General features: G+C 72.8%; 20 protein-coding genes. 9 read left to right on the forward strand and 11 right to left on the reverse strand.

The annotated features are described in order from the left end of the window. Positions 1-126: 126 nt before the first annotated feature. The 6 genes from ACIA5A_RS17970 to ACIA5A_RS17995 all read right to left on the reverse strand — a co-directional run bounded on the left by ACIA5A_RS17970 (position 127) and on the right by ACIA5A_RS17995 (position 9374). Positions 127-3015 carry a discoidin domain-containing protein gene (locus tag ACIA5A_RS17970; RefSeq protein ID WP_396763113.1) on the reverse strand — a complete coding sequence of 963 codons (2889 nt, stop codon included), beginning with the start codon at positions 3013-3015 and terminating at the stop codon, positions 127-129. Positions 3016-3178: 163 nt separating this feature from the next. Beyond that, entirely contained in the window at positions 3179-4804 is a 1626-nt protein-coding gene (locus ACIA5A_RS17975; RefSeq protein ID WP_396763477.1) for an alpha-amylase family glycosyl hydrolase, read from the reverse strand. A 57-nt stretch (positions 4805-4861) separates the two neighbouring features. Further along, positions 4862-5749 (reverse strand): carbohydrate ABC transporter permease, encoded by an 888-nt coding sequence (locus ACIA5A_RS17980; protein WP_396763116.1) that lies wholly within the window; start codon positions 5747-5749, stop codon positions 4862-4864. A 3-nt stretch (positions 5750-5752) separates the two neighbouring features. Further along, a complete protein-coding gene (locus ACIA5A_RS17985) occupies positions 5753-6712 on the reverse strand; it encodes a carbohydrate ABC transporter permease (protein ID WP_396763119.1) in 960 nt (319 codons plus the stop codon). Positions 6713-6769: 57 nt separating this feature from the next. Next, a complete protein-coding gene (locus ACIA5A_RS17990; RefSeq protein WP_396763122.1) occupies positions 6770-8146 on the reverse strand; it encodes an ABC transporter substrate-binding protein in 1377 nt (458 codons plus the stop codon). Positions 8147-8369: 223 nt separating this feature from the next. Then, a complete protein-coding gene (locus ACIA5A_RS17995; protein WP_396763125.1) occupies positions 8370-9374 on the reverse strand; it encodes a LacI family DNA-binding transcriptional regulator in 1005 nt (334 codons plus the stop codon). Between the two features lie 175 nt (positions 9375-9549). Here ACIA5A_RS17995 and ACIA5A_RS18000 point away from each other — a divergent pair, with 175 nt between their 5' ends. Further along, positions 9550-11580: a glycosyl hydrolase family 28-related protein gene (locus ACIA5A_RS18000; protein WP_396763128.1), complete on the forward strand. Its 2031-nt coding sequence runs from the start codon at positions 9550-9552 to the stop codon at positions 11578-11580. Between the two features lie 384 nt (positions 11581-11964). Here ACIA5A_RS18000 and ACIA5A_RS18005 read toward each other — a convergent pair whose 3' ends face one another. The 4 genes from ACIA5A_RS18005 to ACIA5A_RS18020 all read right to left on the reverse strand — a co-directional run bounded on the left by ACIA5A_RS18005 (position 11965) and on the right by ACIA5A_RS18020 (position 15506). Further along, the gene (locus ACIA5A_RS18005) at positions 11965-12774 is read right to left on the reverse strand and encodes a SigB/SigF/SigG family RNA polymerase sigma factor (RefSeq protein ID WP_396763131.1); all 810 of its coding nucleotides are present in this window, start codon (positions 12772-12774) and stop codon (positions 11965-11967) included. A gap of 151 nt (positions 12775-12925) precedes the next feature. Further along, complete coding sequence (locus ACIA5A_RS18010; RefSeq protein ID WP_396763134.1) at positions 12926-13489, reverse strand: GerMN domain-containing protein; 564 nt, start codon at positions 13487-13489, stop codon at positions 12926-12928. Further along, the gene (locus ACIA5A_RS18015; RefSeq protein WP_396763137.1) at positions 13486-14835 is read right to left on the reverse strand and encodes an ATP-binding protein; all 1350 of its coding nucleotides are present in this window, start codon (positions 14833-14835) and stop codon (positions 13486-13488) included. Before ACIA5A_RS18015 ends, ACIA5A_RS18010 begins: the two co-directional genes overlap by 4 nt. After that, the gene (locus ACIA5A_RS18020) at positions 14832-15506 is read right to left on the reverse strand and encodes a response regulator transcription factor (protein WP_396763140.1); all 675 of its coding nucleotides are present in this window, start codon (positions 15504-15506) and stop codon (positions 14832-14834) included. Before ACIA5A_RS18020 ends, ACIA5A_RS18015 begins: the two co-directional genes overlap by 4 nt. Positions 15507-15656: 150 nt before the next feature. Here ACIA5A_RS18020 and ACIA5A_RS18025 point away from each other — a divergent pair, with 150 nt between their 5' ends. From ACIA5A_RS18025 to ACIA5A_RS18045, 5 genes are all read left to right on the forward strand, one after another. Then, complete coding sequence (locus tag ACIA5A_RS18025; RefSeq protein WP_396763143.1) at positions 15657-16028, forward strand: STAS domain-containing protein; 372 nt, start codon at positions 15657-15659, stop codon at positions 16026-16028. Between the two features lie 9 nt (positions 16029-16037). Then, entirely contained in the window at positions 16038-16352 is a 315-nt protein-coding gene (locus ACIA5A_RS18030; RefSeq protein WP_396763146.1) for a hypothetical protein, read from the forward strand. Further along, positions 16349-16885 carry an STAS domain-containing protein gene (locus tag ACIA5A_RS18035; protein ID WP_396763148.1) on the forward strand — a complete coding sequence of 179 codons (537 nt, stop codon included), beginning with the start codon at positions 16349-16351 and terminating at the stop codon, positions 16883-16885. The genes ACIA5A_RS18030 and ACIA5A_RS18035 overlap by 4 nt, the downstream gene beginning before the upstream one ends. 23 nt (positions 16886-16908) lie before the next feature. Then, positions 16909-17196 carry a BON domain-containing protein gene (locus ACIA5A_RS18040; RefSeq protein ID WP_396763150.1) on the forward strand — a complete coding sequence of 96 codons (288 nt, stop codon included), beginning with the start codon at positions 16909-16911 and terminating at the stop codon, positions 17194-17196. A gap of 141 nt (positions 17197-17337) precedes the next feature. Continuing rightward, positions 17338-18771, forward strand: a complete 1434-nt coding sequence (locus ACIA5A_RS18045; protein ID WP_396763152.1) for a cellulase family glycosylhydrolase — start codon at positions 17338-17340, stop codon at positions 18769-18771. A 184-nt stretch (positions 18772-18955) separates the two neighbouring features. Here ACIA5A_RS18045 and ACIA5A_RS18050 read toward each other — a convergent pair whose 3' ends face one another. Then, on the reverse strand, positions 18956-19858 hold the full coding sequence (locus ACIA5A_RS18050; protein ID WP_396763155.1) for a diiron oxygenase: 903 nt from the start codon (positions 19856-19858) through the stop codon (positions 18956-18958). Positions 19859-19905: 47 nt separating this feature from the next. Between ACIA5A_RS18050 and ACIA5A_RS18055 the strand changes: the two genes are divergently transcribed. Genes ACIA5A_RS18055 through ACIA5A_RS18065 form a run of 3 tightly spaced genes read left to right on the forward strand, consistent with a single transcriptional unit; the run spans position 19906 to position 21580 of the window. Then, positions 19906-20613, forward strand: coding sequence for a TetR family transcriptional regulator (locus ACIA5A_RS18055; protein ID WP_396763158.1), 708 nt, complete (start codon positions 19906-19908; stop codon positions 20611-20613). Further along, the gene (locus tag ACIA5A_RS18060) at positions 20610-20867 is read left to right on the forward strand and encodes a DUF4873 domain-containing protein (protein WP_396763161.1); all 258 of its coding nucleotides are present in this window, start codon (positions 20610-20612) and stop codon (positions 20865-20867) included. Before ACIA5A_RS18055 ends, ACIA5A_RS18060 begins: the two co-directional genes overlap by 4 nt. A 59-nt stretch (positions 20868-20926) precedes the next feature. Then, on the forward strand, positions 20927-21580 hold the full coding sequence (locus ACIA5A_RS18065; RefSeq protein ID WP_396763164.1) for a YdcF family protein: 654 nt from the start codon (positions 20927-20929) through the stop codon (positions 21578-21580). Positions 21581-21598: the final 18 nt, after the last annotated feature.

The raw sequence follows: 21598 nt of genomic DNA on the forward strand, positions 1-21598 counted from the left end.
CCAGTTGTGGGGGGGGTGTGGTGGTGGGGGGGCGCCCCCGCTGCGGGGGGGGGGGGGGGGGGGGGGGGGGGGGGGGGGGGGGGGGGGGGGGGGGGGGGGGGGGGGGGGCCCCCCCCCCGCGCCGGTTCACGAGGCGTAGACCTCGAACTCGGAGAGCTGGCCGGCCGGCCAGCCGGTGTTGCCGGTGAACGTCAGCCGCACGAAGCGGCGGTCACCGGAGGGCACCGCTATCGACACGCTGTTGCCGGCGGCCGGGTCGAACGTGTAGCCTGCCGCCGACTTGAGCGTGGTGAACGACGAGCCGTCGGTGGATCCGAGCACGGCCACCGTCTGGGTGCGGGTCTGCCAGGCCGCCGACGGCGGCAGCTTGAGCACCACCCGGGCGACCGGGCGGGCGCTGCCCAGGTCGACGGTCACCGACTGCGGGAACGCGTTGTTGGCGCTCTCCCAGTAGGTGGTGGCGTTGCCGTCGACCGTGTTGCCGGCGCCGTAGACGTCGGCGTGGCTGGTCTCCGCGACCGGCCGGCCGGCGGCCAGGTTGCCGGTCGGCGGCGCGGTGGTCGGCGGCGGGGTGGTGGTGGGCGGCGGGGTGGTGGTGGGCGGCGGGGTGGTCGTGCCGCCGCCGTACACCTCCAGCTCGGAGAGCTGGGCCGCCGGCCAGCCGGTGTTGCCGGTGACGGTGACCCGGACGTACCGGCGGGCGCCGGACGGCAGCGCGATCGACACGCTGTTGCCGGACGCCGGGTCGAACACCCGGGCCGCCGACGAGGCGAGCGTGCTGAACGAGGAGCCGTCGGTGGAGCCGAGCACGGACAGCGTCTCGGTACGGCGTTCCCAGCCGGCCGGGAGCTTGAGCACCACCCGGTCGACCGTGCGGGACGCGCCCAGGTCGACGGTCAGCGACTGCGGGAACGCGTTGTTGGCGCTCTCCCAGTAGCTGCCCGCGTTGCCGTCGACCGCGTTGCCGGCCGCGTACGTCTGGTTGACGCTGGTGGCGGTCGCCGGCCGGCCCAGGGCCAGGTTCCCGCCGGTCGGCGGCGGGGTGGTCGGCGGCGCGGTGGTCGGCGGGGCCGTGGTCGGCGGCGCGGTGGTCGGGGGCACGCTTGTGGACGGCGGGCTGGACGGGCCGTTGCCCCACTGCGGCTCCGGCCACGGCCCGCAGTACGGGGTGGCCGTGTACCAGCCGGAGTTGCCGGTGCCCTGGGTGATCTGGAAGCCGCTGCCCACGCAGTTGTGCATCGGGTTGGCCTGGGCGATGTTGGTGGCCCGCACGTTCGTGAAGCTGACCTGGCTGGGCGCCTGCACCTGGAGCGCGTACGTGCCCGCGCCGTCGATCCGGACGTTGGTGAACGAGATGCCGCTGGTCTGCCCCTCGATCCAGTGCAGCGCCGCGTAGGAGCTGTCCAGGATGTCGGTGTCGGTCACGTTGATGGCCGCGCCCTGGATGGGCTCGTTGAGCGCGGAGAACCAGATCGCGCCCACGCCGAACTGCCAGTTGTAGTCGGAGTTGCCGTTGCGGATCAGCGTGTTGCGGGCCACCGTGATGGTGCCCGCGACCGCCGTCGACCCGGTGACGCCCGGATAGCGGTTCGCCACGTGGATGCCGCCGCCGTTGGTCACCGAGTCGGCGGTCACGTTGTCGGCGATGGTGATGTCCCGCCCGCCGTACGTGACCAGGTGGTTCGCCAGCACCGTCACACCGATGGTGTTGTGCGTGAACGAGTTGCCGACGTTCGGCACGCTCTGCGCCCACATGGCCAGCGCGTCGTCGCCGGTGTTGCGGACGAACGTGTTGGTCACCGTCGAGTTGGTGACCCCCCAGTGGAAGTTCACCCCGTCGGCGGTCTGGTCGAGGATGCGGCTGTTGCGGATGGTGAAGTTGTCCATCGGGCCGTCCATCCAGGCGCCGACCTTGGTGTGCTGCAACCAGAGGTTGTCCACCACCGAGTTCGTCATCGCGCCGCCGAGCGCGTTGACCTGGTCGTCGTCGATCCGCTCGCGGATGTCGCCGATGATGGCGAAGTCCCGCAGCGTGACGTTGCGGCTGGGCCCGCCGGCCTCGTGCGAGCGGATCTCACCGGAGTAACCGCCGCCCGGCACGTACTTGCCGTAGATGCCGGCGGCCCGCTTGCGGTCGGTGGGGTGCCGGCCGCCGAGCACCGAGTACCACGGCCCGGCGCCGCGCAGCGTCACGCCGTCGACCACCACGTGGTCCCAGAGCGTGAACGTGCCGGACGGGATCCAGACCGCCTTGCCCTGCGCCTTGCCGGCGTCCACCGCGGCCTGGAACTTCGCGGTGGAGTCGGTCGCGCCGGTCGGGTCCGCGCCGAAGTCGGTGACCACGTCCAGCACGCCGGACGGCTTGCTGATCGGCGCGGCGACCAGCTCGAAGTCGGCCAGGTCGATGGTGAACGTGGGCGACTGCGCGGTCGAGGAGACCTGGAGGCGGATCTTCGTCCCGGCCGGGTAGGTGGTGCCGAACATGGCCCGGGTCTCGTCGTAGAAGTGGTGCGGGTTGGTGTCGCCCGGGTTGTTGTTGAACGGGTAGCCGCCGTAGTACCAGCCGTACCGGGAGGTGACCGGGACGGCCTTGACCAGCGTGCCGTTCGCGCGCAGGTCGATGCTGGCGTCCCGGCCGGTGCCGGCGGCGCTGTCCGGCAGGCTGTAGCGGAACGTGACCGCGTTCGCCGGGGCGGCGAGCGTGAACTCGACGTACTCCCCGACCGCGTCGAGGGTGACCGCCTCCCGGCCGGACGCCTCGGACGGCAGCGTGCCGTAGTGCCGGTCGGGGCCGATCTTCGTGCCGGTGTGCGCGGCCTGCTCCGCCTCCTGCTCGCGGAAGGGCACGGTGGCGCCGCGGCCGGAGATGTCGAACGGGGACAGTCCGGCGGCGTGCGCCGGGGTGGCGGTGGAGGTCAACGCCACGACGGTGAGTGTCGAGGCGGCGAGCGCGGCGGCGACCAGGGCCGCCAGGCCGGTGCTGCGGTGGCGGTGCGGGGTGCTGTGCTCGGCCATGCGGGGTGTGCTCCCTTTCGTCGGTGGCCAGGTCCCCCGTTCGTGGCGGTGCTCCTGTCTCCTTTCCTCCCCAGGTGTTCCGGCGGCGGCCGGGACGGGCCGCCGGTCGTGGTGCGGCGCGGTGACGCCGGCGGCGGGACGGAGCCGCCGGCGCCGCCGCGGTTCAGCGCGATCCGGTACGCAGCCAGACCGCGGTGTCCGGGGGCAGCCGGTCGTCGTCGAGTGGGCCGCTGGCCAGCAGCAGCCGGTCGTGCGCGGGCAGCGGCACGGCCTCGCGGCCGAGGTTGACCAGGCAGGTGAACCCGGGTTCGCGGACGAACGCGAGCACCCCGTCCGACGCGGGCAGCCAGCGCAACGCGCCGTCGCCGAGCGCCGGTTCGGCCCGGCGCGCGGCGAGCGCCGCCCGGTACAGCTCCAGCATCGAGTGCGGGTCGCCGGTCTGGACGCCCACCGTGCGGTCCTTCCAGTCCGCCGGCTGCGGCAGCCACGGCGCGGCGGACGCGCCCTCGGGGCTGAACCCGAACGGCGGGTCGTCGCCCTGCCAGGGCAGCGGCACCCGGCAGCCGTCGCGGCCCGGGTCGACCCGCCCGGAGCGTTCCCACATCGGGTCCTGCCGCAACTCGTACGGGATGTCCTCGACCTCCCAGAGCCCCAGCTCCTCGCCCTGGTAGACGTAGGCCGCGCCGGGCAGCGCGAGACTGAGCAGCGCGGCGGCGCGGGCGCGGCGGGTGCCCAGTTCCAGGTCGGTGGGGATGCCCTCGCGCTTGGCGGCGAAGCTGAACGTGGTGTCCGCCCGGCCGTAGCGGGTGACGTGGCGGGTGACGTCGTGGTTGGACAGCACCCAGGTGGCCGGCGCGCCGACCGGGGCGTGCGCGGCGAGCGTGCCGTCGATGCTCTCCCGCAGCGCCGTGGCGTCCCAGGCGCAGCCGAGGAAGTCGAAGTTGAACGCGGTGTGCAGCTCGTCCGGGCGCAGGTAGTGGGCGAAGCGCTGCCGGTCCGGCAGCCAGACCTCGCCGACCAGCGCCCGCTCGCCCGGGTAGCTGTCGGCGATCCGCCGCCAGGCGCGGTAGACGTCGTGCACGCCGTCCTGGTCGCGGAACGGGTGCGGCCGGTCCGGGTGGACCTCGGGCAGCGTGCCGTCCTTGACCAGCAGGCCGGCCGAGTCGATCCGGATGCCGTCCACGCCCCGGTCGAACCAGAACCGCAGCACGTCCTCGAACTCGGCGCGCACCCGGGGGTGGTCCCAGTTGAAGTCGGGCTGCTGCGGGGCGAACAGGTGCAGGTACCAGTCGCCCGGGGTGCCGTCCGGGTCGGTGGTGCGGGTCCAGGTGGGCCCGCCGAACTCGCCGGTCCAGTCGGTGGGCGGGAGGTCGCCGCCGGGGCCGCGCCCGGCGCGGAACCAGAACAGCTCCCGCTCCGGCGCGTCCGGGCCGCCGGCCAGCGCGGCCCGGAACCACGGGTGCGCGTCCGAGCAGTGGTTGGGCACCACGTCGACGATGGTCCGGATGCCCAGCGCGTGCGCCTCGGTGATCAGCGCCTCGACCTCGGTGAGGGTGCCGAAGACCGGGTCGATGTCGCGGTAGTCGGACACGTCGTAGCCGGCGTCGGCCATCGGCGACGGATACCAGGGGCTGTACCAGATCGCGTCGACGCCGAGCGCGGCGAGGTGGTCCAGGCGGGACCGGATGCCGGCGACGTCGCCGACCCCGTCGCCGTTGCCGTCGGCGAAGCTGCGCGGGTAGACCTGGTAGATCACCGCTGAGCGCCACCACGGGCTGCTGTCGACGATGGACACGGGCACCTGCTTTCTGCGGGTCGGTTGTGATGCGGCGGGCGGCGGCAGCCGTCAACCCTTGAGGCCGCCGGTGGTCAGGCCGGACATGATGTTCCGTTGGAAGATCAGGAACAGCACGACGGTGGGGATCGCGGCGATGACCGAGGCGGCGATCACCACGTTCATCGGGGTGCCGCCGGCGAAGGTGTAGATGCCGACGCTGACCGTGCGCGTCTCGGGTGACGGCATGACCAGCTTCGGCCAGAGGAAGTCCTTCCAGACCGCGGTCACCGCGAAGATCGCGACCACGCCGAGGATCGGGCGGGACATCGGCAGCACGATCGACCAGAGCGTGCGCAGCGGCGACGCGCCGTCCATCACGGCGGCCGACATCAGGTCCTCCGGGATCGAGTCGAAGAACCGCTTGAGCAGGAAGATGTTGAACGCGTTGGCGACCAGCGGGAGCCAGATCGCGAACGGCGAGTCGAGCAGGTTGACGTGCACGATCGGCAGGTCGAGCACGGTCACGTACTGCGGGACGATCAGGACCATCGCCGGGATCATCAAGGTCGCCAGCATCAGGCCGAGGATCAGCTTGCCCAGCACCGGGCGCAGCTTCGACAACGCGTACGCGGCGGCGGTGTCGAACACCAACTGGAACAGCACCGCCCCCATGGCGTAGTAGAACGTGTTGAACAGCAGCTTCGCCAGGGCGAGGTTGGTCCACGCGTCGATGTAGTTCTGCGGCTGGGGATCGCGGGGGAACAGTGACGGCGGCGTCTGGGCGATCTCCTGGCCCGACTTCAGGGCGCCGGTGACCATCCAGTAGAGCGGGCCGAGGAAGACCAGCGTGAACGCCGCCACGACGACGGCGAGCACGGCCCAGTAGAGAACCCGGCCGCGTCCGCGCCGCAGTTGGGCCGGGGAGATGAGGGTACGGGTGGTGGAGTCGACGGCCATGTCCTAGTCCTGCTTCGCGGTCAGTCGCACGTAGACGGCGGAGAACCCGGCCAGCACCACCAGCATGATCACGCCGAGCGCGGCGGCTCCGTTGAGGTCGTTCTGGAAGAACCCGTGCTGATAGATCAGGTACGCCACCGAGGTCGCCGAGTCCTGGGTGCCGGCGCCGTTGGCGAGGATCAGCGGCTCGGTGAACACCTGCATGGTGGCGACGATCTGGAGCATCGCCAGCAGCGCCAGGATCAGCCGGGTCTGCGGGATCGTCACGTGCACGATCCGCCGCCACACCCCGGCGCCGTCGATCTCGGCGGCCTCGTACAGCTCGCCGGGGATGTTCTGCAACGCGGCCAGGTAGATCAGCACGGCGCCGCCCATGTTCATCCAGGTCGACGCCAGCACCATGGCTGGCATCGTCATGGTCGGCGACTGCATCCACTCCGACGTGGGCAGTCCGAGCGCGGTGAGCACCGCGTTGAACAGTCCCGCCTCGCTCGGGTCGTACGCGTAGAACTTGAACAGGAACAGCGCCGACGCCGGCGGCAGCATCACCGGCAGGTAGACCAGCACCCGTAGGTAGCCCTTGGCGTGGCGCAGCTCGTTGAGCAGGATCGCCACGAAGAACGGCACCGCGTAGCCGAGCACGAGCGCGAGGGCGGTGAAGACGAACGTGTTCTTCCAGGCGGTCCAGAAGCTCGGGTCGGCGATGATCCGGGTGTAGTTGTCCCAGCCGACCCAGGTGGTCTCGCCGCGCCGGGTGCGCTGGAAGCTCATCACCACGCCACGGACCATCGGGTACCAGGAGAAGACGGCGAAGCAGGCGACCGCGCCGATGAGGAACGTGTGCCCGGTCAGGTTGTCCCGTACCTTCCGGCCGAGCCCGGCCCGACGCGCGGCGAGCTGCCGCGGCGGCGGTGCGGGACGGCCGGGCCGGCGGGTGGCACCCGGGGCGGTGGTGAGCGCCAAGACGGCTCCTGCGGTAGGGGGTGGGGGCCGGTCGGGGCCGGCCCCCACCCGGTCGGGTCAGCTACCGGCGGCGAGGAGCTGGTTGACCTTGTCCTCGGCGGTCTTGAGCAGGGTGTCGATGTTCGCGTTCGGGTTGGTCAGCACCCCGGACATCGCGGCGTCGAGCACCGCGTAGATGGCCTGGGCGTTGCGCGGCTCCCCCTTGATCGGCACCGGGTTCGCCTCGAAGGCCGTGAAGTTGGTGGTGTCCACGTTGGCGTTGGCCTTGCGCAGCTCCAGCTCCTGCTTCTGCGCGTCGCTGCCGTTGGTGAACAGCAGCGGCTGGGGCAGCCCCACCGGGTAGTTCTGCGGCTTGGCCCGGACGTAGTCGAACTGGCCCTTGCCGGGCGTGAGCTTCTGGTAGGCGATCCACTTCAGACCGGCCTTGACCTGCTCCGGGCTCAGGCCCTTCTTGAAGAAGTAACCCTCGCCGCCGCCGAGCGTCGCCTTGGCCGGCCCGTCCTGGCCGGGCAGCGGGCCCATCGCCCAGTCCTGGTACTTGCCCTGGAACTGGCTGACGATCGCCTGGGTGGCGTCCGGCGCGCCGATGAACATGCCGACCTTGCCGGCCCCGGCGTTGGTGAGCAGGTCACCCCACTGGAGAAGCTGGCGGCTGCCCATGCTGTTGTCGCCGTAGCGCATGTCCTTGAGGTTCTGCAGGACCTGCTTGCCGGTCGGGTTGTTGAAGTCGGCCTTCTTGCCGTCGGCGGACAGCACCTGGCCGCCCTGCGAGTAGAGCAGCGAGGTGAAGTGCCAGCCGCCGGTGTTGCCGGCGCTGTACTCCGAGTACCCGGCGACGCCGCCGCCGAGCGCGGAGATCTTCTTGGCCGCGGTCCGCACCTCCGGCCACGTCTTCGGCGGGTTGGCCGCGTCGAGCCCGGCGCGCTGGAACAGCGCCTTGTTGTAGATCAGGCCCATCGAGTAGTTCTTCACCGGTACGCCGTAGAGCTTGCCGCCGTCGGTGAAGACCTCCTTGAGCGCCGGGTCGACGCTGTCCCAGGTCGGGATGGTGTCCTTGGTGGCGTACTCGGTGATGTCCATCGCCTGGCCGGAGTCCAGCACCTGCTGGAGGTCGGTCATGTAGCCGTAGAAGACGTCGGTGACGGTGCCGCCGGCGAGGCGGGCGGTGAAGTCCGGCGGGTTGTTGCACTGCTCGCCGACGCTGACGCTCTTCACCACGATGTTCGGGTTCTGCCGCTGGAACTCGGCGACGTCGTCGTTCCAGTTCTTCAGCAGTTCCTTCTGCGCGCCGACCGGCTGGCAGTCGACGGTGATGGTGACCTTGCCGCCGGCGTCGGCGGAATCGTCGCTCTTGGTGGAACACGCCGCGAGGCTGAGCCCGAGGCCGGCCGCGAGCGCCGCGGCCGCGACCTTCCGATACTGCGGTACGGACATCTGTCCATCCCTTCGGGAACGGGTGTATCGATGACTTTCACTGATGTGCGGAGACCGCTGGTGGGTGGAGTCAATGTAGCGACGCCGACTCTTCACAGCAAGGTTTCGACCTCGTGACGAAAGAACACGACTTTGCAACGGCTGATCGCGACGCCGCCGCCCTCCGGGCACACAGAAGGGCCGCCGACGCGGAAGCGGTCGGCGGCCCGGTGGAGCGGGAGGGTCAGGTGGCGCGGGGAGCGGGGGCTGTGGAGCCGCGTACCACCAGCTCCGGTTCGAAGAGCAGCTCGTCGCGCAGCACGCCGGCCCCCTCGATCTGGGTGACCAGCAGGTCGACCGCGGCCTGGCCCATCGTCTCGATCGGCTGGCGCACCGTGGTCAGCGGCGGGTCGGTGCAGGTCATGAACGCGGAGTCGTCGAAGCCCACCACCGACACGTCGGCCGGGACCGCGCGACCGAGCCGCCGGGCGGCCCGGATGGTGCCCAGCGCCAGCACGTCGCTGGCACAGACGATGCCTGTCACGCCGCGTTCGAGCAGCTTCGTCGCGGCGACCCGGGCGCCCTCCATGGAGAAGCTGGAGCGCTCCACGTGGCTGCGGTCCTCGCCCCAGCCGGCGGCCCGGACCATGGCGTCCAGCTTGCGCCGCGACGGCACGTGGTCCTCCGGACCGAGCACCATGCCGATCGTCTCATGCCCGAGCGAGCGCAGGTGCCCGTAGGCCTGCTCGACGGCGACCGCGTCGTCGGTGGACACCCGCGGGAAGCCCAGTTCCTCGACGCCGGCGTTGACCAGCACGACGGGCAGGCCCCTGTCGATCAGGCGCCGGTAGTGCTCGTGCGACGCGTCGGCCAGCGCGTACGAGCCGCCGGCGAAGATGACGCCGCTGACCTGATGGTCGAGCAGCATCTCCACGTAGCCGGACTCGGGCACGCCGCCGATGGTGCGGGCACAGAGCGCCGGGGTGAAACCCCGTTGGGCGAGGGAGCCGGTGACCACCTCGGCCAGCGCCGGGAAGATCGGGTTCTGCAGCTCCGGCAGGACCAGGCCGACCAGCCGGGCGCGCTCCCCGCGCAGCTTCGTCGGGCGCTCGTAGCCGAGCACGTCGAGTGCCGTCAGCACCGCCGTGCGGGTCGCCTCGGACACCCCGCCCCGGCCGTTGAGCACCCGGCTCACGGTCGCCTCGCTGACGCCCGCCTTGCGGGCCACCTCGGTCAAGCGCTTCGTCACGGCGGCAATCGTACGTCAGATTCTTGCAAGAAATGAACAGCGGATCGGTCCGGATTCGGTCATACCGGCCCGCCCGCTGCTCGAAAGATCTGGGCATATTGATGCTTGAATGACGACAGAGTTCAGGAATAACATGGCCGCCACCGTCCACTCCCCCGAGAAAGTGGGTGCTCCGATGCAGCGGAGCGTTCCCGGCCCGGCGGGCCGTCCGTCCGTACCGAAACTCCTCGCCGTCGTGGCCACGGCCGCCGCCCTTGTCGTCCCGCCCGGCGCCGCCACGGCGTCGCCCGCACCGGCCGGCCCCGCCGTGCTGACGACGACGCGGGCCGCGCTCGACCCGGCGCTGGTCGCCGGTCGCGGCGCCCGGGTCGACTACCTGGAGCAGGAGGCCGAGCACGCCCGGACCACCGGCACGGTCATCGGCCCCGACCGCTCCGCCTACACCCTGGCCGGCGAGGCGTCCGGCCGGCGCGCCGTGCGCCTGCTCCCCGGGCAGTACGTCGAGTTCACGCTGCCCCGCGCCACGAACGCGCTGACCGTGCGCTACAGCATCCCGGACGCGCCGGGCGGCGGCGGCATCACCGCGCCGCTGCGGGTGGCCGTCGGCCGGGCGCCCGCACGCACCATGACGCTCACCTCGCAGTACGCGTGGCTCTACAACCAGTACCCGTTCACCAACGACCCCGACGCCGACCTGCTGCACCCGGACTGGTGGATCACCGAGTGCTCCTGCGTGCCGGCGGCCACCACGCCCGCGCCGGTGATCGGCAAGCCGTTCCGGCCGCACCACTTCTACGACGAACAGCGGATGCTGCTCGGCCGGACCCACCGGGCCGGCGAGGTCGTCCGGCTGACCGCGCCCGCCGGCACGGCCGCCGCCTGGACCGTGATCGACCTGCTGGACACGCATCTGGTCGCGCCACCCCGGACGGTTCCCCGCGCGGTGAACGTGCTGGCCTTCGGCGCCGACCCGACCGGCCGGCGGGAGTCCGCCGACGCGTTCGACCGGGCCGTCGCCCACGCCCGGCGGGCACACCGCCCGCTCTACCTGCCGCCGGGTACCTACCAGGTCAACCGGCACATCATCGTGGACGACGTGACCATCGCCGGCGCCGGAAGCTGGTACACCGTGGTGAAGGGGCACGAGGTCGCCCTGGACACCCCCGCCCCCGACGGCTCCCGGCACACCGGGGTCGGCTTCTACGGCCGCGACGCGGCCGACGGCGGCAGCCGCGACGTGCACCTCTCCGGCTTCGCGATCGAGGGCGACGTCCGTGAGCGGATCGACACCGACCAGGTCAACGGCGTCGGCGGCGCGCTCAGCCACAGCACGATCGACGGTCTCTACCTGCACCACACGAAGGTCGGCATGTGGTTCGACGGCCCGATGACCGGGCTGCGCGTCACCAACACGGTGATCGCCGACCAGATCGCCGACGGGCTCAACTTCCACACCGGCGTCACGCACTCCTCGGTCACCGACACGGTGGTCCGCAACAGCGGCGACGACGCGCTGGCCATGTGGTCGGAGGGCACCGCGAACGCGTCCAACACGTTCGCGTACAACACGGTGCAGTCACCGGTGCTGGCCAACGGCATCGCGCTCTACGGCGGCGACGACCTGACCGTCGCGCACAACCTGATCGCCGATCCGGTGCGCGAGGGCAGTGCCATCCACCTGGGCGCCCGCTTCGGCGCGGAGCCGTTCGACGGCCGGATCCGGGTCACCGGCAACACCACGGTCCGGGCCGGCACCTACGACCTGAACTGGAACATCGGCCTCGGCGCGATCTGGTTCTACGCGCTGGACCGCAGCATCGACGCGGACATCCAGGTGACCGGCGACGCCTACCTGGACAGCACCTACAACGCGATCATGCTGGTCAGCGACTGGCCGGTGAAGGACAGCGTCCGCATCGACGGCGTCGCCTTCCGCGGCGTCCGGGTGGACGGGACCGGCACGTCGGTGGTCAGCGCGCGGGCCGCCGGCGGGGCGAGCTTCGCCGACGTCGACGCGCGCAACGTGGGCGCGGTCGGAGTGAACAACTGCGGCTCGTTCCACTTCACCCCGGACGGGTCGGAGTTCCGGCTGACCGATCTCGGCGGCAACGACGGCGGTTGGCTGGCCCCGTGGCTGCTGCCCAACACCATCACCTGCGACGACCGGCCGCCAGTGGTGCCGCCGCCCCCGCCCGCCCCCTGGTGACCTGAGGCGCGACCGGGAGTCCGGCCACGCTTGAGCGACCCCACCTCGGGGAGGTGTCGGCACCGATCCCGCCACCTCCCCGAGGTGGCGGGATCGGATCCGCCCTGGTGACGCCACCTCGGACGACAGGACCACGGGCAGATCCGGCTGCGTGCGCCACCTGATCGTGTTCCGTGTCCCCGATCACGCGTCCTGCTTCGGCACCTGCCGGCTCGGACAGCTCCGCCACGCCGGGGCGGGCGATGTCGGTCCGGAGCGGTCCGAGCGGGTGGAACGACGTGACCGCCACCGGCGGTGCCGGTGGCGGTCACGGTGCGAGCAAGGGTGTTTAAGAAGGGGCCCCGCCTATACCGCAGGCGTTAAGAAGGGGCCCTTCCTTACTTCTCAGGCCTCGGTGAGCTGGCCGCGGAGCTTGGTGAGCGCGCGGGCGAGCAGCCGCGACACGTGCATCTGGGAGACGCCGACCCGGGTGGCGATCTCGCTCTGGGTCAGGTTGCCGTAGAAGCGGAGCGTGAGGATCTTCTGCTCCCGCTCGTCGAGGGTGGCCAGCGCCGGGCCCAGCGAGGCGCGCAGGTCGGCCAGCTCGTACTCGTTGTCCTCGATGCCGAGGGTGTCGCCCAGCTCGGTGGCGCTGTCGCCGTCGCCGATCGGGGTGGAGAGCGAGACCGCGTTGTAGGCGCGGGCACCCTCCAGGCCCTCCAGCACCTCTTCCTCGGTGACGTCGAGGTGGGCGGCGATGTCGGCGACGGTGGGCGCCCGGTTGAGCGTCTGGGTCAGCGAGCTGTTCGCCTCGGAGATGCGCAGCCGCAGCTCCTGGAGGCGACGCGGCACCCGGATGTTCCAGGTGCGGTCGCGGAAGTGGCGCTTGATCTCGCCGAGGATGGTCGGGATGGCGAACCCGGCGAAGTCGACGCCGCGCGAGGCGTCGAACCGGTCCACCGCCTTGATCAGACCCAGCGCCGCGGTCTGCGCGAGGTCGCCGGCCGGCTCGCCGCGACCGCTGTAGCGGGCGGCCAGGTGGTTGGCCAGCGGCAGCCACGCCTCGATGACCTGGTTGCGCAGGGCGGCCCGCCGGGGGTGGTCCGCCGGCAGTTCGGCGAGCGCCGCGATCAGCTCGCTGGCACGGTTCTCCTCACCGGTCTGCGGCGCGCGGTGCACCTCGGTGACGGACGGTGCCATGGTCATCGTGGTCATGCTGCCCTTCCTGTCCTCGGAGAACGGGGTGGACTCCCACACCGGTCGTGCCAGCCACACTAGACCAAAGTTCACCGCCAAATCAACCGAACGGCCGATGGATGTTTAACCTCAAACCGGACAAAGTTTCGATCCGGGCCGGAGATCGCGGTCAGCGGGGCATCAGTGGCCGATAGTCGGCGGCGGTGAGCGGCAGCGCCGAGACGCTCCCGTCGGCACGCGGCACCTCCAACGGCTGCCCGTCGCGCCGGAACGCCACGCTGTCCACGTCCGGTCGCTGGGTGAGGCTGCACACGATCTGGCCGAAGGCGAGCACCTCGTCGCTGCGACCGGCCTCCTGCCCGGCCTGCCGCACGTCGACGGTGGCGACGCCGCCGGCAAGCGTCGCCCCGGCCACCACCACGGTGCCCGGCAACGCGGTGGCCAGTCCGCTGCGGCGCTCCGCGCTGTCCGGCCCGGCCAGCAGGTGTTGCAGGTGGGCGTCCACCCCCGGCAGGCCGTCCACCCGGCGGTTGACCACCGCCAGTCCCTCGTCCCGGACGAAACAGAACGGCTCGCCCACCCGCCCGTCCGGGTCCGCGGTCGAGGTGCCCGCGGGCGTCGGGAACCGGCCGGGCGGCTCCCGCACCAACCGTGGCTCGTCGTCGACCGGGACACCGCAGCCGGCCAGCAGGACGGCGGCGAGCAGCGCCGGGACCAGCCGTCGCGCCGTCACCGCACCGCCCCCGGCAGTTCCACCCGAAAGCGCGCGCCCGGGTTCCGGTCCCCCACGGTGGCCGTGCCGCCGTGCGCCGCCGCGTGCTGGGCCACCAGGGCGAGCCCCAGCCCGGTGCCGTCGGTGCCGGCGCGGGCGTGCGCCGCCCGGCCCCTGACGAACCGGTCGAAGATGGCCTCCCGGTCCGCCGCCGGCACGCCCGGACCCTCGTCGTCGATCGCCAGCACGCCCACCCCGTCCACCGCGTCGAGGCGGACGGCGACCGGGCCGCCGCCGTAGCGCTCCGCGTTCTCCAGCAGGTTCAGCAGGATCTGGGCCAACCGACGCCTGTCGACCCACCACTCGTGCGGGACCCCGTCGCCGACCCGCACCAGGCTCTCCGGCAGCGACCGCTCCCGGCAGGCGGCCCGCGCCAGCTCGGCCACGTCGACCGTCTCGCGGTGCGCGGGCTGCTCGGTGCGGGCGAGCTGGATCAGGTCGTCGACCAGGCGCTGGAAGCGGGCCACCTCGTCGGCGACCAGGCCCGCCGCGGTGGCGGTGCGCTCGTCCTGGTGCTCCTTGCGGCGGTTCAGCACGCTGGCGGCCGCCGCAAGCGTCTGCAGCGGGGAGCGCAGCTCGTGGCTGACGTCGGCGGCGAAGCGGCGGTCCCGGTCGATCCGCTGCACCAGCTTGTCCACCATCTCGTTGAACGAGGTGGACAGCCGGGTCAGGTCCGGGTCGGTGGTCGGGTCGAGCCGGGTCGCGAAGTCGCCGGCCGCGATCCGCTCGGCGGCGTCGGCCACCGCGGTGAGCGGTCGCAAGCTGTTGCGGGTGGCGTACCAGCCCAGTGCCGCGCCGGCGCCGGCCACCATGATCGCGACCGCGGTGAGCGCCAGCCCGACCACCTGGAACGTGTCCTCCGCCTCGCGCAGCGAGGTCAGCTCGTAGTAGCCCAGTTCGCCCGGGAGCGGCACCCCGACCAGCAGCGTCGGCTGCCCGTCGAGGCGGATCCGCTGCACGGCGGGCTGCCCCTCGGCGACCACCCGTTGCAGCTCCACCGGCACCGAGCTGGCGCCCACGTCGGCGGTGCGGGCGTACCAGCCGGTGCGCAGGTGCAGCAGCGGGCGCCGGGCGCTGCCGGTGTCCAGCGAGCGCAGCACGGCCACCACGTCCGGGGTGCCGGTGTCCAGGCCGGAACGGACCACGGCGGCGTCGTAGTAGGCGGCCCGGACGGCGGCGCGCTCACGCTCGTCGAGCAGCGAGCGGCGGGTCAGGTCGTACGAGAAGAGGGCCATCAGCGCGGCCAGCAGGAGCGCACCGACGGCGAACGCGGCGGTGACCCTGGCCCGCAGTCCCGGTCGGCTCATCGTTGCAGCTTGTAACCGAGGCCACGCAGGGTGACCAGGTGGCGGGGGTTGGCCGGGTCCGACTCGATCTTCTGCCGCAGCCGGCCCACGTGCACGTCGACCAGCCGCTCGTCGCCGGTCTCGTACCCCCACACCCGGCTCAGCAACTGCTGGCGGGACAGCACCCGGCCGGCGTGCTCGGCCAGCTCGCACAGCAGGCGGAACTCGGTGCGGGTCACCGGCACCGGTTCGCCCGAGCGCCGGACCTCGCCGGCCTCGGCGCTGATCTCCAGGTCGCCGAAGAACTGGGCGGGCGCGGGGCCGGCCACGGTGCGTACCCGTCGGCGCAGGGCCCGCAACCGGGCGGACAGCTCCTTGATCGCCACCGGCTTGACCACGTAGTCGTCGGCGCCGGCCTCCAGCGCGGCGACGATGTCGTGGGTGTCGTCGCGGGCGCTGATCACGACCACCGGGACGTCGTCGTCGCGGCGGAGCTGGCGGATGCAGTCGAAACCGTTCATTCCGGGCAGCATCAGGTCGACAAGCACGTAGTCGGCCGGGCTCTCCCGCTGCCGACGCAGCCCCTCCTCCGCGGTCGCCGCCCCGGCGGCGTCGTACCCCTCCTCCTCCAGGGCGAGCTGCAGCGCGAGCCGGATGCGGTCGTCGTCCTCGATCACCAGTACGGCCGTCATATGGGCATCATGACCGGCGCAGCACGGGTCGCCCAATCGCGTCGGCCGCTCACGGTTTTTGTCATCGAACCGTCATCCAACCGTCCGGTGACCTCCAAGGTCGGCGCAGAGAGTGGGAAGCGCCCCGGCCCCCGTCACGGAAGCGATCCGATGCCCCGCACCCTGCCGTCCTCCCCGCCGGACTCCACCGTGCCGCACGTGCGGGTGGAGATCACCGACGAGCTGGACCTCGCCGGGCTGTCCGAGGTCGCGCACGTGCTCGACCAGGTCCTCGCGCTGCGACCCCGCGAGGTGACGATCGACCTCGCCGAGTGCCGCCACGTGGACGCCGCCGCGATCGCCCTGCTGCTGGACGTGCACCGCCGGCTGAGCCGACGGGACGCGGCTCTCGTCCTCAGCAATCCCCACCCCCGGATCCGGCGCATCCTCACCACCGCCGGGGTGGACGCCTCCGTCCCCATCGTCGACTCGCCCCGACCGGCCGCGCGCGGCCGGGCCCGGGTCACGACCGACCGGCGCTGAGGAGGCGTGGTGACCATCGGCACACTCCTCGGGGCCCTCGTCGTCGGGCTCGCGATCGGCGGCGTCGGTCGCCTGGTGATCCCGGGGCGCTCGGCCGCCCCGGTCTGGCTGACCCTCGCGCTCGGGGTGGCCGCCGCCCTGCTCGGCGCGATCGTGACCGGACTGGTCGACCACCGGCCGGGGCGCTCACCGCTGCTGCCGCTGCTGGTGCAGTCCGGCTTCGCCGCCGTGGCGGTGATCCTGGCCGTGCTCGCCGCGGGGCGGTCGACGGCGGACCCGCGGGCGCCCCGCGACCGGGGTGCCCGGCGGAAGGAGGAGGTGTGACTGTCGTACCGGCGGAACACCTGATGATGCTCATCTGCGACGGCTGCGGCGACAGCGTCACCGGCCCCGGCACCACGCTGCCGGACGCCGAGGTGGTGTGGACGCTCGTGTTCGAGCACGACTGGGTCGGCTCGCCGTTCGCCTCCGGGCCGCACCACTGCCCCCGGTGCAGCGTCCGCGCGGCGGTCGCCGACGACGGCCTGGGCATGGACGACCTGGAGCAGGTCGGCGGCCCGCGGGCCGCGCCCGAGGACGCCTCCGCCGAGGCGGTACGGCAGGCGCTGGCCGACCGGTCGGTCCGGGACGACCGGGTGCTCGTCGACCTCGCCGGCCTGGAGGTGATCGACTCCGCCGGCCTCGGCCTGCTGGTCCGCGCGCACCAGGACGCACGACGCGACGGCAGGCGGCTCTGCCTGGTGGCGCCGTCCCGGTTCGTGCTCACCGTGCTGCACACCATGCGGCTCGACGGCGCCTTCGGCGTCGTCGACGACCGCGCCCCGACGTCGGGCGCCGCGCCCGGCGGTCGGTCCTGACCGACCAAGAAGGAGCCTCCGCCGTGATGATGCCCTGGCCGTACCCCGAGTTCCCGTACACCGGCGGGCCGGAGCCCGACGACGCGGACGTGCGGCTCTCGTCACTCGTCGCCCAGCGGCTGAGCGCCGACTGGACCACCCGGCGGCAGCAGATCACGGTGACCGTGCAGAACCGGGTGGTGATCCTGGCCGGGCTGGTGGCCGACCCGGAGACCCGGCGGGTCGCCGCCGAGCTGGCCTGGGACGTGCCGGGTGTGTTCGACGTGTGCAACGCGCTGCGGCTCTACGGCGGTCGCCGCACCCGGCGCTGACCTGGCCGGCGGCGGTTGCACGTATCGGCGTCCACCTCTACCCTCTGCGTGGGAGCGCTCCCCAGGGCGCCGCGTCGGGCTTTCCGGGCAGGTTCACGACGGGCACCGTCCGATCACCCCCTCCAGATGGGACCTTCCCACATGTTCTTGATCCCCCGTCCGTCCCGGCGGCACCTGCTCGTCGGCGGCGCGGTCGGCTCGCTCGCCCTGGCGGCGACCGCCGTCCTGCCGGTGACGAACGCGATGGCGGCGACCGGCTGCGCCGTCACCTACACCACCAACTCCTGGCAGGGCGGCTTCACCGCCAACCTGACAGTCAAGAACCTCGGCGACCCGGTGAGCAACTGGACGCTGGGCTTCACCTTCCCGGACGGCGGCCAGCGCGTGGTCCAGGGCTGGTCGGCCACCTGGCAGCAGAGCGGCTCCGCGGTGACCGGCCGCAGCCTCGACTACAACGGGTCGCTCGGCACCGGCGCCAGCACCACCGTCGGCTTCAACGGGTCGTGGACCGGGTCGAACCCGAGCCCGACCTCGTTCACGCTCAACGGCACGGTCTGCACCGGCGGCACCGGCACCCCGCCGCCGAGCACGCCCCCGCCCACCACCCCGCCGCCGACGACGCCGCCGCCGACCGGCACCACGCCGGTCGCGATCAACGGGCAGCTACGGGTCTGCGGGGTCAACCTCTGCAACCAGTACGGCCGCCCGATCCAGTTGCGCGGCATGAGCACCCACGGGTTGCAGTGGTTCGCCAACTGCTACACCGACACCTCGCTCGGCGCGCTTGCCGACGACTGGCGGGCCGACCTGCTGCGCATCTCGATGTACGTGCAGGAGAAGGGCTACGAGACCAACCCGACCGCGTTCACCAACCAGGTGAACACGCTCGTCGACAAGGCCGAGGCCCGCGGCATGTACGCGCTGATCGACTTCCACACGCTCACCCCCGGCGACCCGATGTACAACCTGGACCGGGCGAAGACGTTCTTCGCCGCCGTGGCGGCGCGCAACGCGGCCAAGAAGAACGTGATCTACGAGATCACCAACGAGCCCAACGGGGTGAGCTGGTCGACCATCCGCAGCTACGCCGAGCAGGTCATCCCGGTGATCCGGGCCGCCGACCCGGACGCCGTGGTCATCGTCGGCACCCGGGGCTGGTCCTCGCTGGGCGTCTCCGAGGGCGGCAACTCCGACGAGATCGTCAACAACCCGGTCCGGGCGGACAACATCATGTACACGTTCCACTTCTACGCCGCGTCGCACAAGGACAACTACCGCAACGAGGTGCAGCGGGCCGCCTCCCGGCTGCCGCTGTTCGTCACCGAGTTCGGCACGGTCACCTACACCGGTGACGGCGCGGTCGACGTGGCCAGCAGCAACGCCTGGCTCGACCTGCTCGACCGGCTGAAGATCAGCTACGCCAACTGGACGTTCTCCGACGCGGCCGAGGGCAGCGCGGCGCTGCGGCCGGGCACCTGCGCGGCCGGCACCTTCACCGGCCCGTCGGTGCTCACCGAGTCCGGCGCGTACATGCGGGACCGGATCCGCACGCCGGACACCTTCCCCACCTCCTGACCGGGCGGGGGGGGGGGGCCCCCCCCCCCCCGGGGGGGCGCCCCCCCCCCCCCCCCCCCGCGGCGGGGGGGGGGGGGGGGCGCCCCCCCCCCCCCCCCCCCCCGGGCCCCCCCCCCCGGCCCCGCCGGGGGGCCGGGGCGCCGCCCCCCCCCCCCGCCCGCCCCCCCCCCGGCCCCGCCCCCGCTCAGGACGCGATCAGGCCGGAGTGCCGCCACAGCGCCCGGCCCGGGCCGGCGATCAGCCCGAGGCCGTCCAGGTGCTCGGCGATCCGCTGGGCGGACCAGCGCAGGGTGGCCTGCCAGTGCGGATTACTGCGGGCCGCGGCCAGGCCGACCGCCGGGGCGATGCCGACCGCCGCGTACGCCCGCGGGTTGACCAGCCGCCGGCTGATCGAGTGCGCGGCCCGCCCGATCACCAGGCGCGCGTAGGACAGCGCGACCGGCCCGGCGGCCTCGACCTGGCGGGCCAGCTCGTCGCGGGCGAAGCGGACGTGCCGGGCCTCCTCCACCACGTGGATGCGGGACACCATGCGGATCAGCGGCTGCACCGTCTCGTCGGCCATCGCCTCACGCTGGAACGAGTCGAGGATCTCCTCGGCGATCAGGATGGACGCGTACATCTGCGGGCCGGTGGCGGTCGCCTTCAGCCAGCGCCCGAGCAGGTGGTCGACCGGGTCGGCGCGGTAGACCGGGCACCCCAACGCCTCGATCAGGCGACCGAACATGATGGAGTGCCGGCACTCGTCGGCGACCTCGGTGAGCGCGTACTGGGCGTGCCGGCTGGTCGGGTCCGCGTCGTAGTAGTGCCGGATCAACATCTGCATCAGAATCGTCTCGAACCACAGCCCGGCGCTCGCCGCGCCGGCCACCTCGTGCTTGGTCAGCTCGATGCGCTGGTCCTCGGTCATCGCCGCCCAGAGCGACGTGCCGTAGAGGCTGCTGCGCCGGGGCGGCATCCAGTAGGCGCCCGGCACCGGCGGCGCCGACCAGTCGAGGTCGACGAGCGGCTCGTAGCTGGTCCGCACCGAGGCGGTGAGGAGGCGGTCGGCGGCCGCCTCGCGGGGGAATCCGGCAGGCGTCCGCTCCATGACCCCTCCAGTTGACGTAACTTCCGGTAACTGTTACGAGTGGTAGCATGCGACGCACCTCCACCGATGTCAATGGCCCCGAGGACCCGCCCGAGCCGCGGCGCACCGGCCGTCGCGACCGCTGGGCCGGCCATCGCGAGCACCGCCGACAGGAGCTGATCGGCGCCGCCGTGCAGGCGCTGCTTCGACACGGCCCGGCCGTCGACATGGACCAGGTCGCGGCCACGGCCGGGGTGAGCAAACCGGTGCTCTACCGCTACTTCGCCGACAAGGCGCAACTCTGGCTGGCGGTCAGCGAGGTGGTCGCGGCCCGCGTGGTGGACGCCATCGCGCCCGCCGTGGCGCAGGTCCGCGAGGAGCGGGCGCTCGTCGAGGCGACCATCGACGCCTACCTGAGCGTGATCGAGTCCGAGCCCTCGCTCTACCGCTTCCTCGTGCACGAGGCCGGTCACCCCGGCATCCAGCAGGTGGTCACCGGCACCAGCCGGCAGGTCGCCACCGGGCTGGCCCGGGTGATCGGCGACCGGCTGCGGTCGCTCGGCCTCGACGCCGGCCCGGCCGAGCCGTGGGCGTGCGGGCTGGTGGGTTTCGTGCAGGCGGTCGGCGACTGGTGGGCCACGCACGGCCAGCCGAACCGCCGGGAGGCGCTCACCGACTACCTGACCACGCTGCTGTGGAGCGGCATCGAGGGGGTCCGGCGCGGCGCCGACCTGCCGCCGGAGCTGACCCGCGCGCACGAACGGATCGAGCGGTGAGCTGGCAGGGCCCGGCCGAGGTGGCCGGCACGCCGGTGCGGCTGCACGCCGTCGGCCGGTGGGAGCCGGTCGACGGCCGCTACCACTGGGCCGGACGGATCGAGCCGGATCCCCGGGTGGCGCGGTTGCTGCGCGCCGGCCGCCGCGACGTCGAGGTGCGCATCGGCGACCGGGTTGCCCGCGCCCGGCTCACCGAGGTCGACCCGTGGGGCGGCGTACGGATCACCGGCGTCGGCCCCCCGCCCTGGGTGTAAGGAGGGGCCCCTTGTTAACAGACGGGTGTTAACAAGGGGCCCCTCCTTACACTTGGATCATGATCGCCACCGTGCTGCTAGTGTTCGGGCGGGGGGTGGTGGGCGACGACGGCGGCTACCGGCTCACCGCCGAGAGCGCCGCCCGCACCCGCGCCGCCGTCACCTACGTCCGCGCGCACGCGACCGAGTTCCGGGCCGCGACCGACCCACGCGTGGTGTTCACCGGCGGCTGGCCGCACGGCCCGGCCGGCGCCCCGGACCCGCCCGCCGAGTACCGGGAGGGCGAGCTGATGCGTGCCCTCGCCCGCGACGCCGGCCTCGACGCGTACGCCCGGCTGGACGCCGAGAACCGCTCCCGCACCACGTTGCAGAACCTCGCGCTGACCGTCCAGGACGGACTGCTCGGCGGCGCCCGGTTCACCCCGGCGCACCCGCTCGGCCTGGTGTCCCACCCGTGGCACCTGCCCCGGATCCGGCTGCTCGCCGGGCGCGTCCTCGGGCTGCGCGGCGCGGCGCTGCTGGACGTGCCGGTGACCGGTCCGGAGCCGGTGCCGGCCCGGCGGGAGCGGGCGGCCCGGGTCGCCTGCCGGCTCGGCTACCTGGGGCTGCGTACCCCGGAGGCGCTGTTGCGGCGCGAGCGCGGGCTGACCCGCGCCGCGCACCGGGTGGAGCGCCTGCTCGGTCGGGGGTTCGCCGCCCGGCACCCGGGGTAGAACGGCCGTCGATCGACC

Origin of the sequence: Micromonospora sp. NPDC051300, from assembly GCF_044455315.1 — a bacterium.
Lineage (GTDB): Bacteria > Actinomycetota > Actinomycetes > Mycobacteriales > Micromonosporaceae > Micromonospora > Micromonospora robiginosa.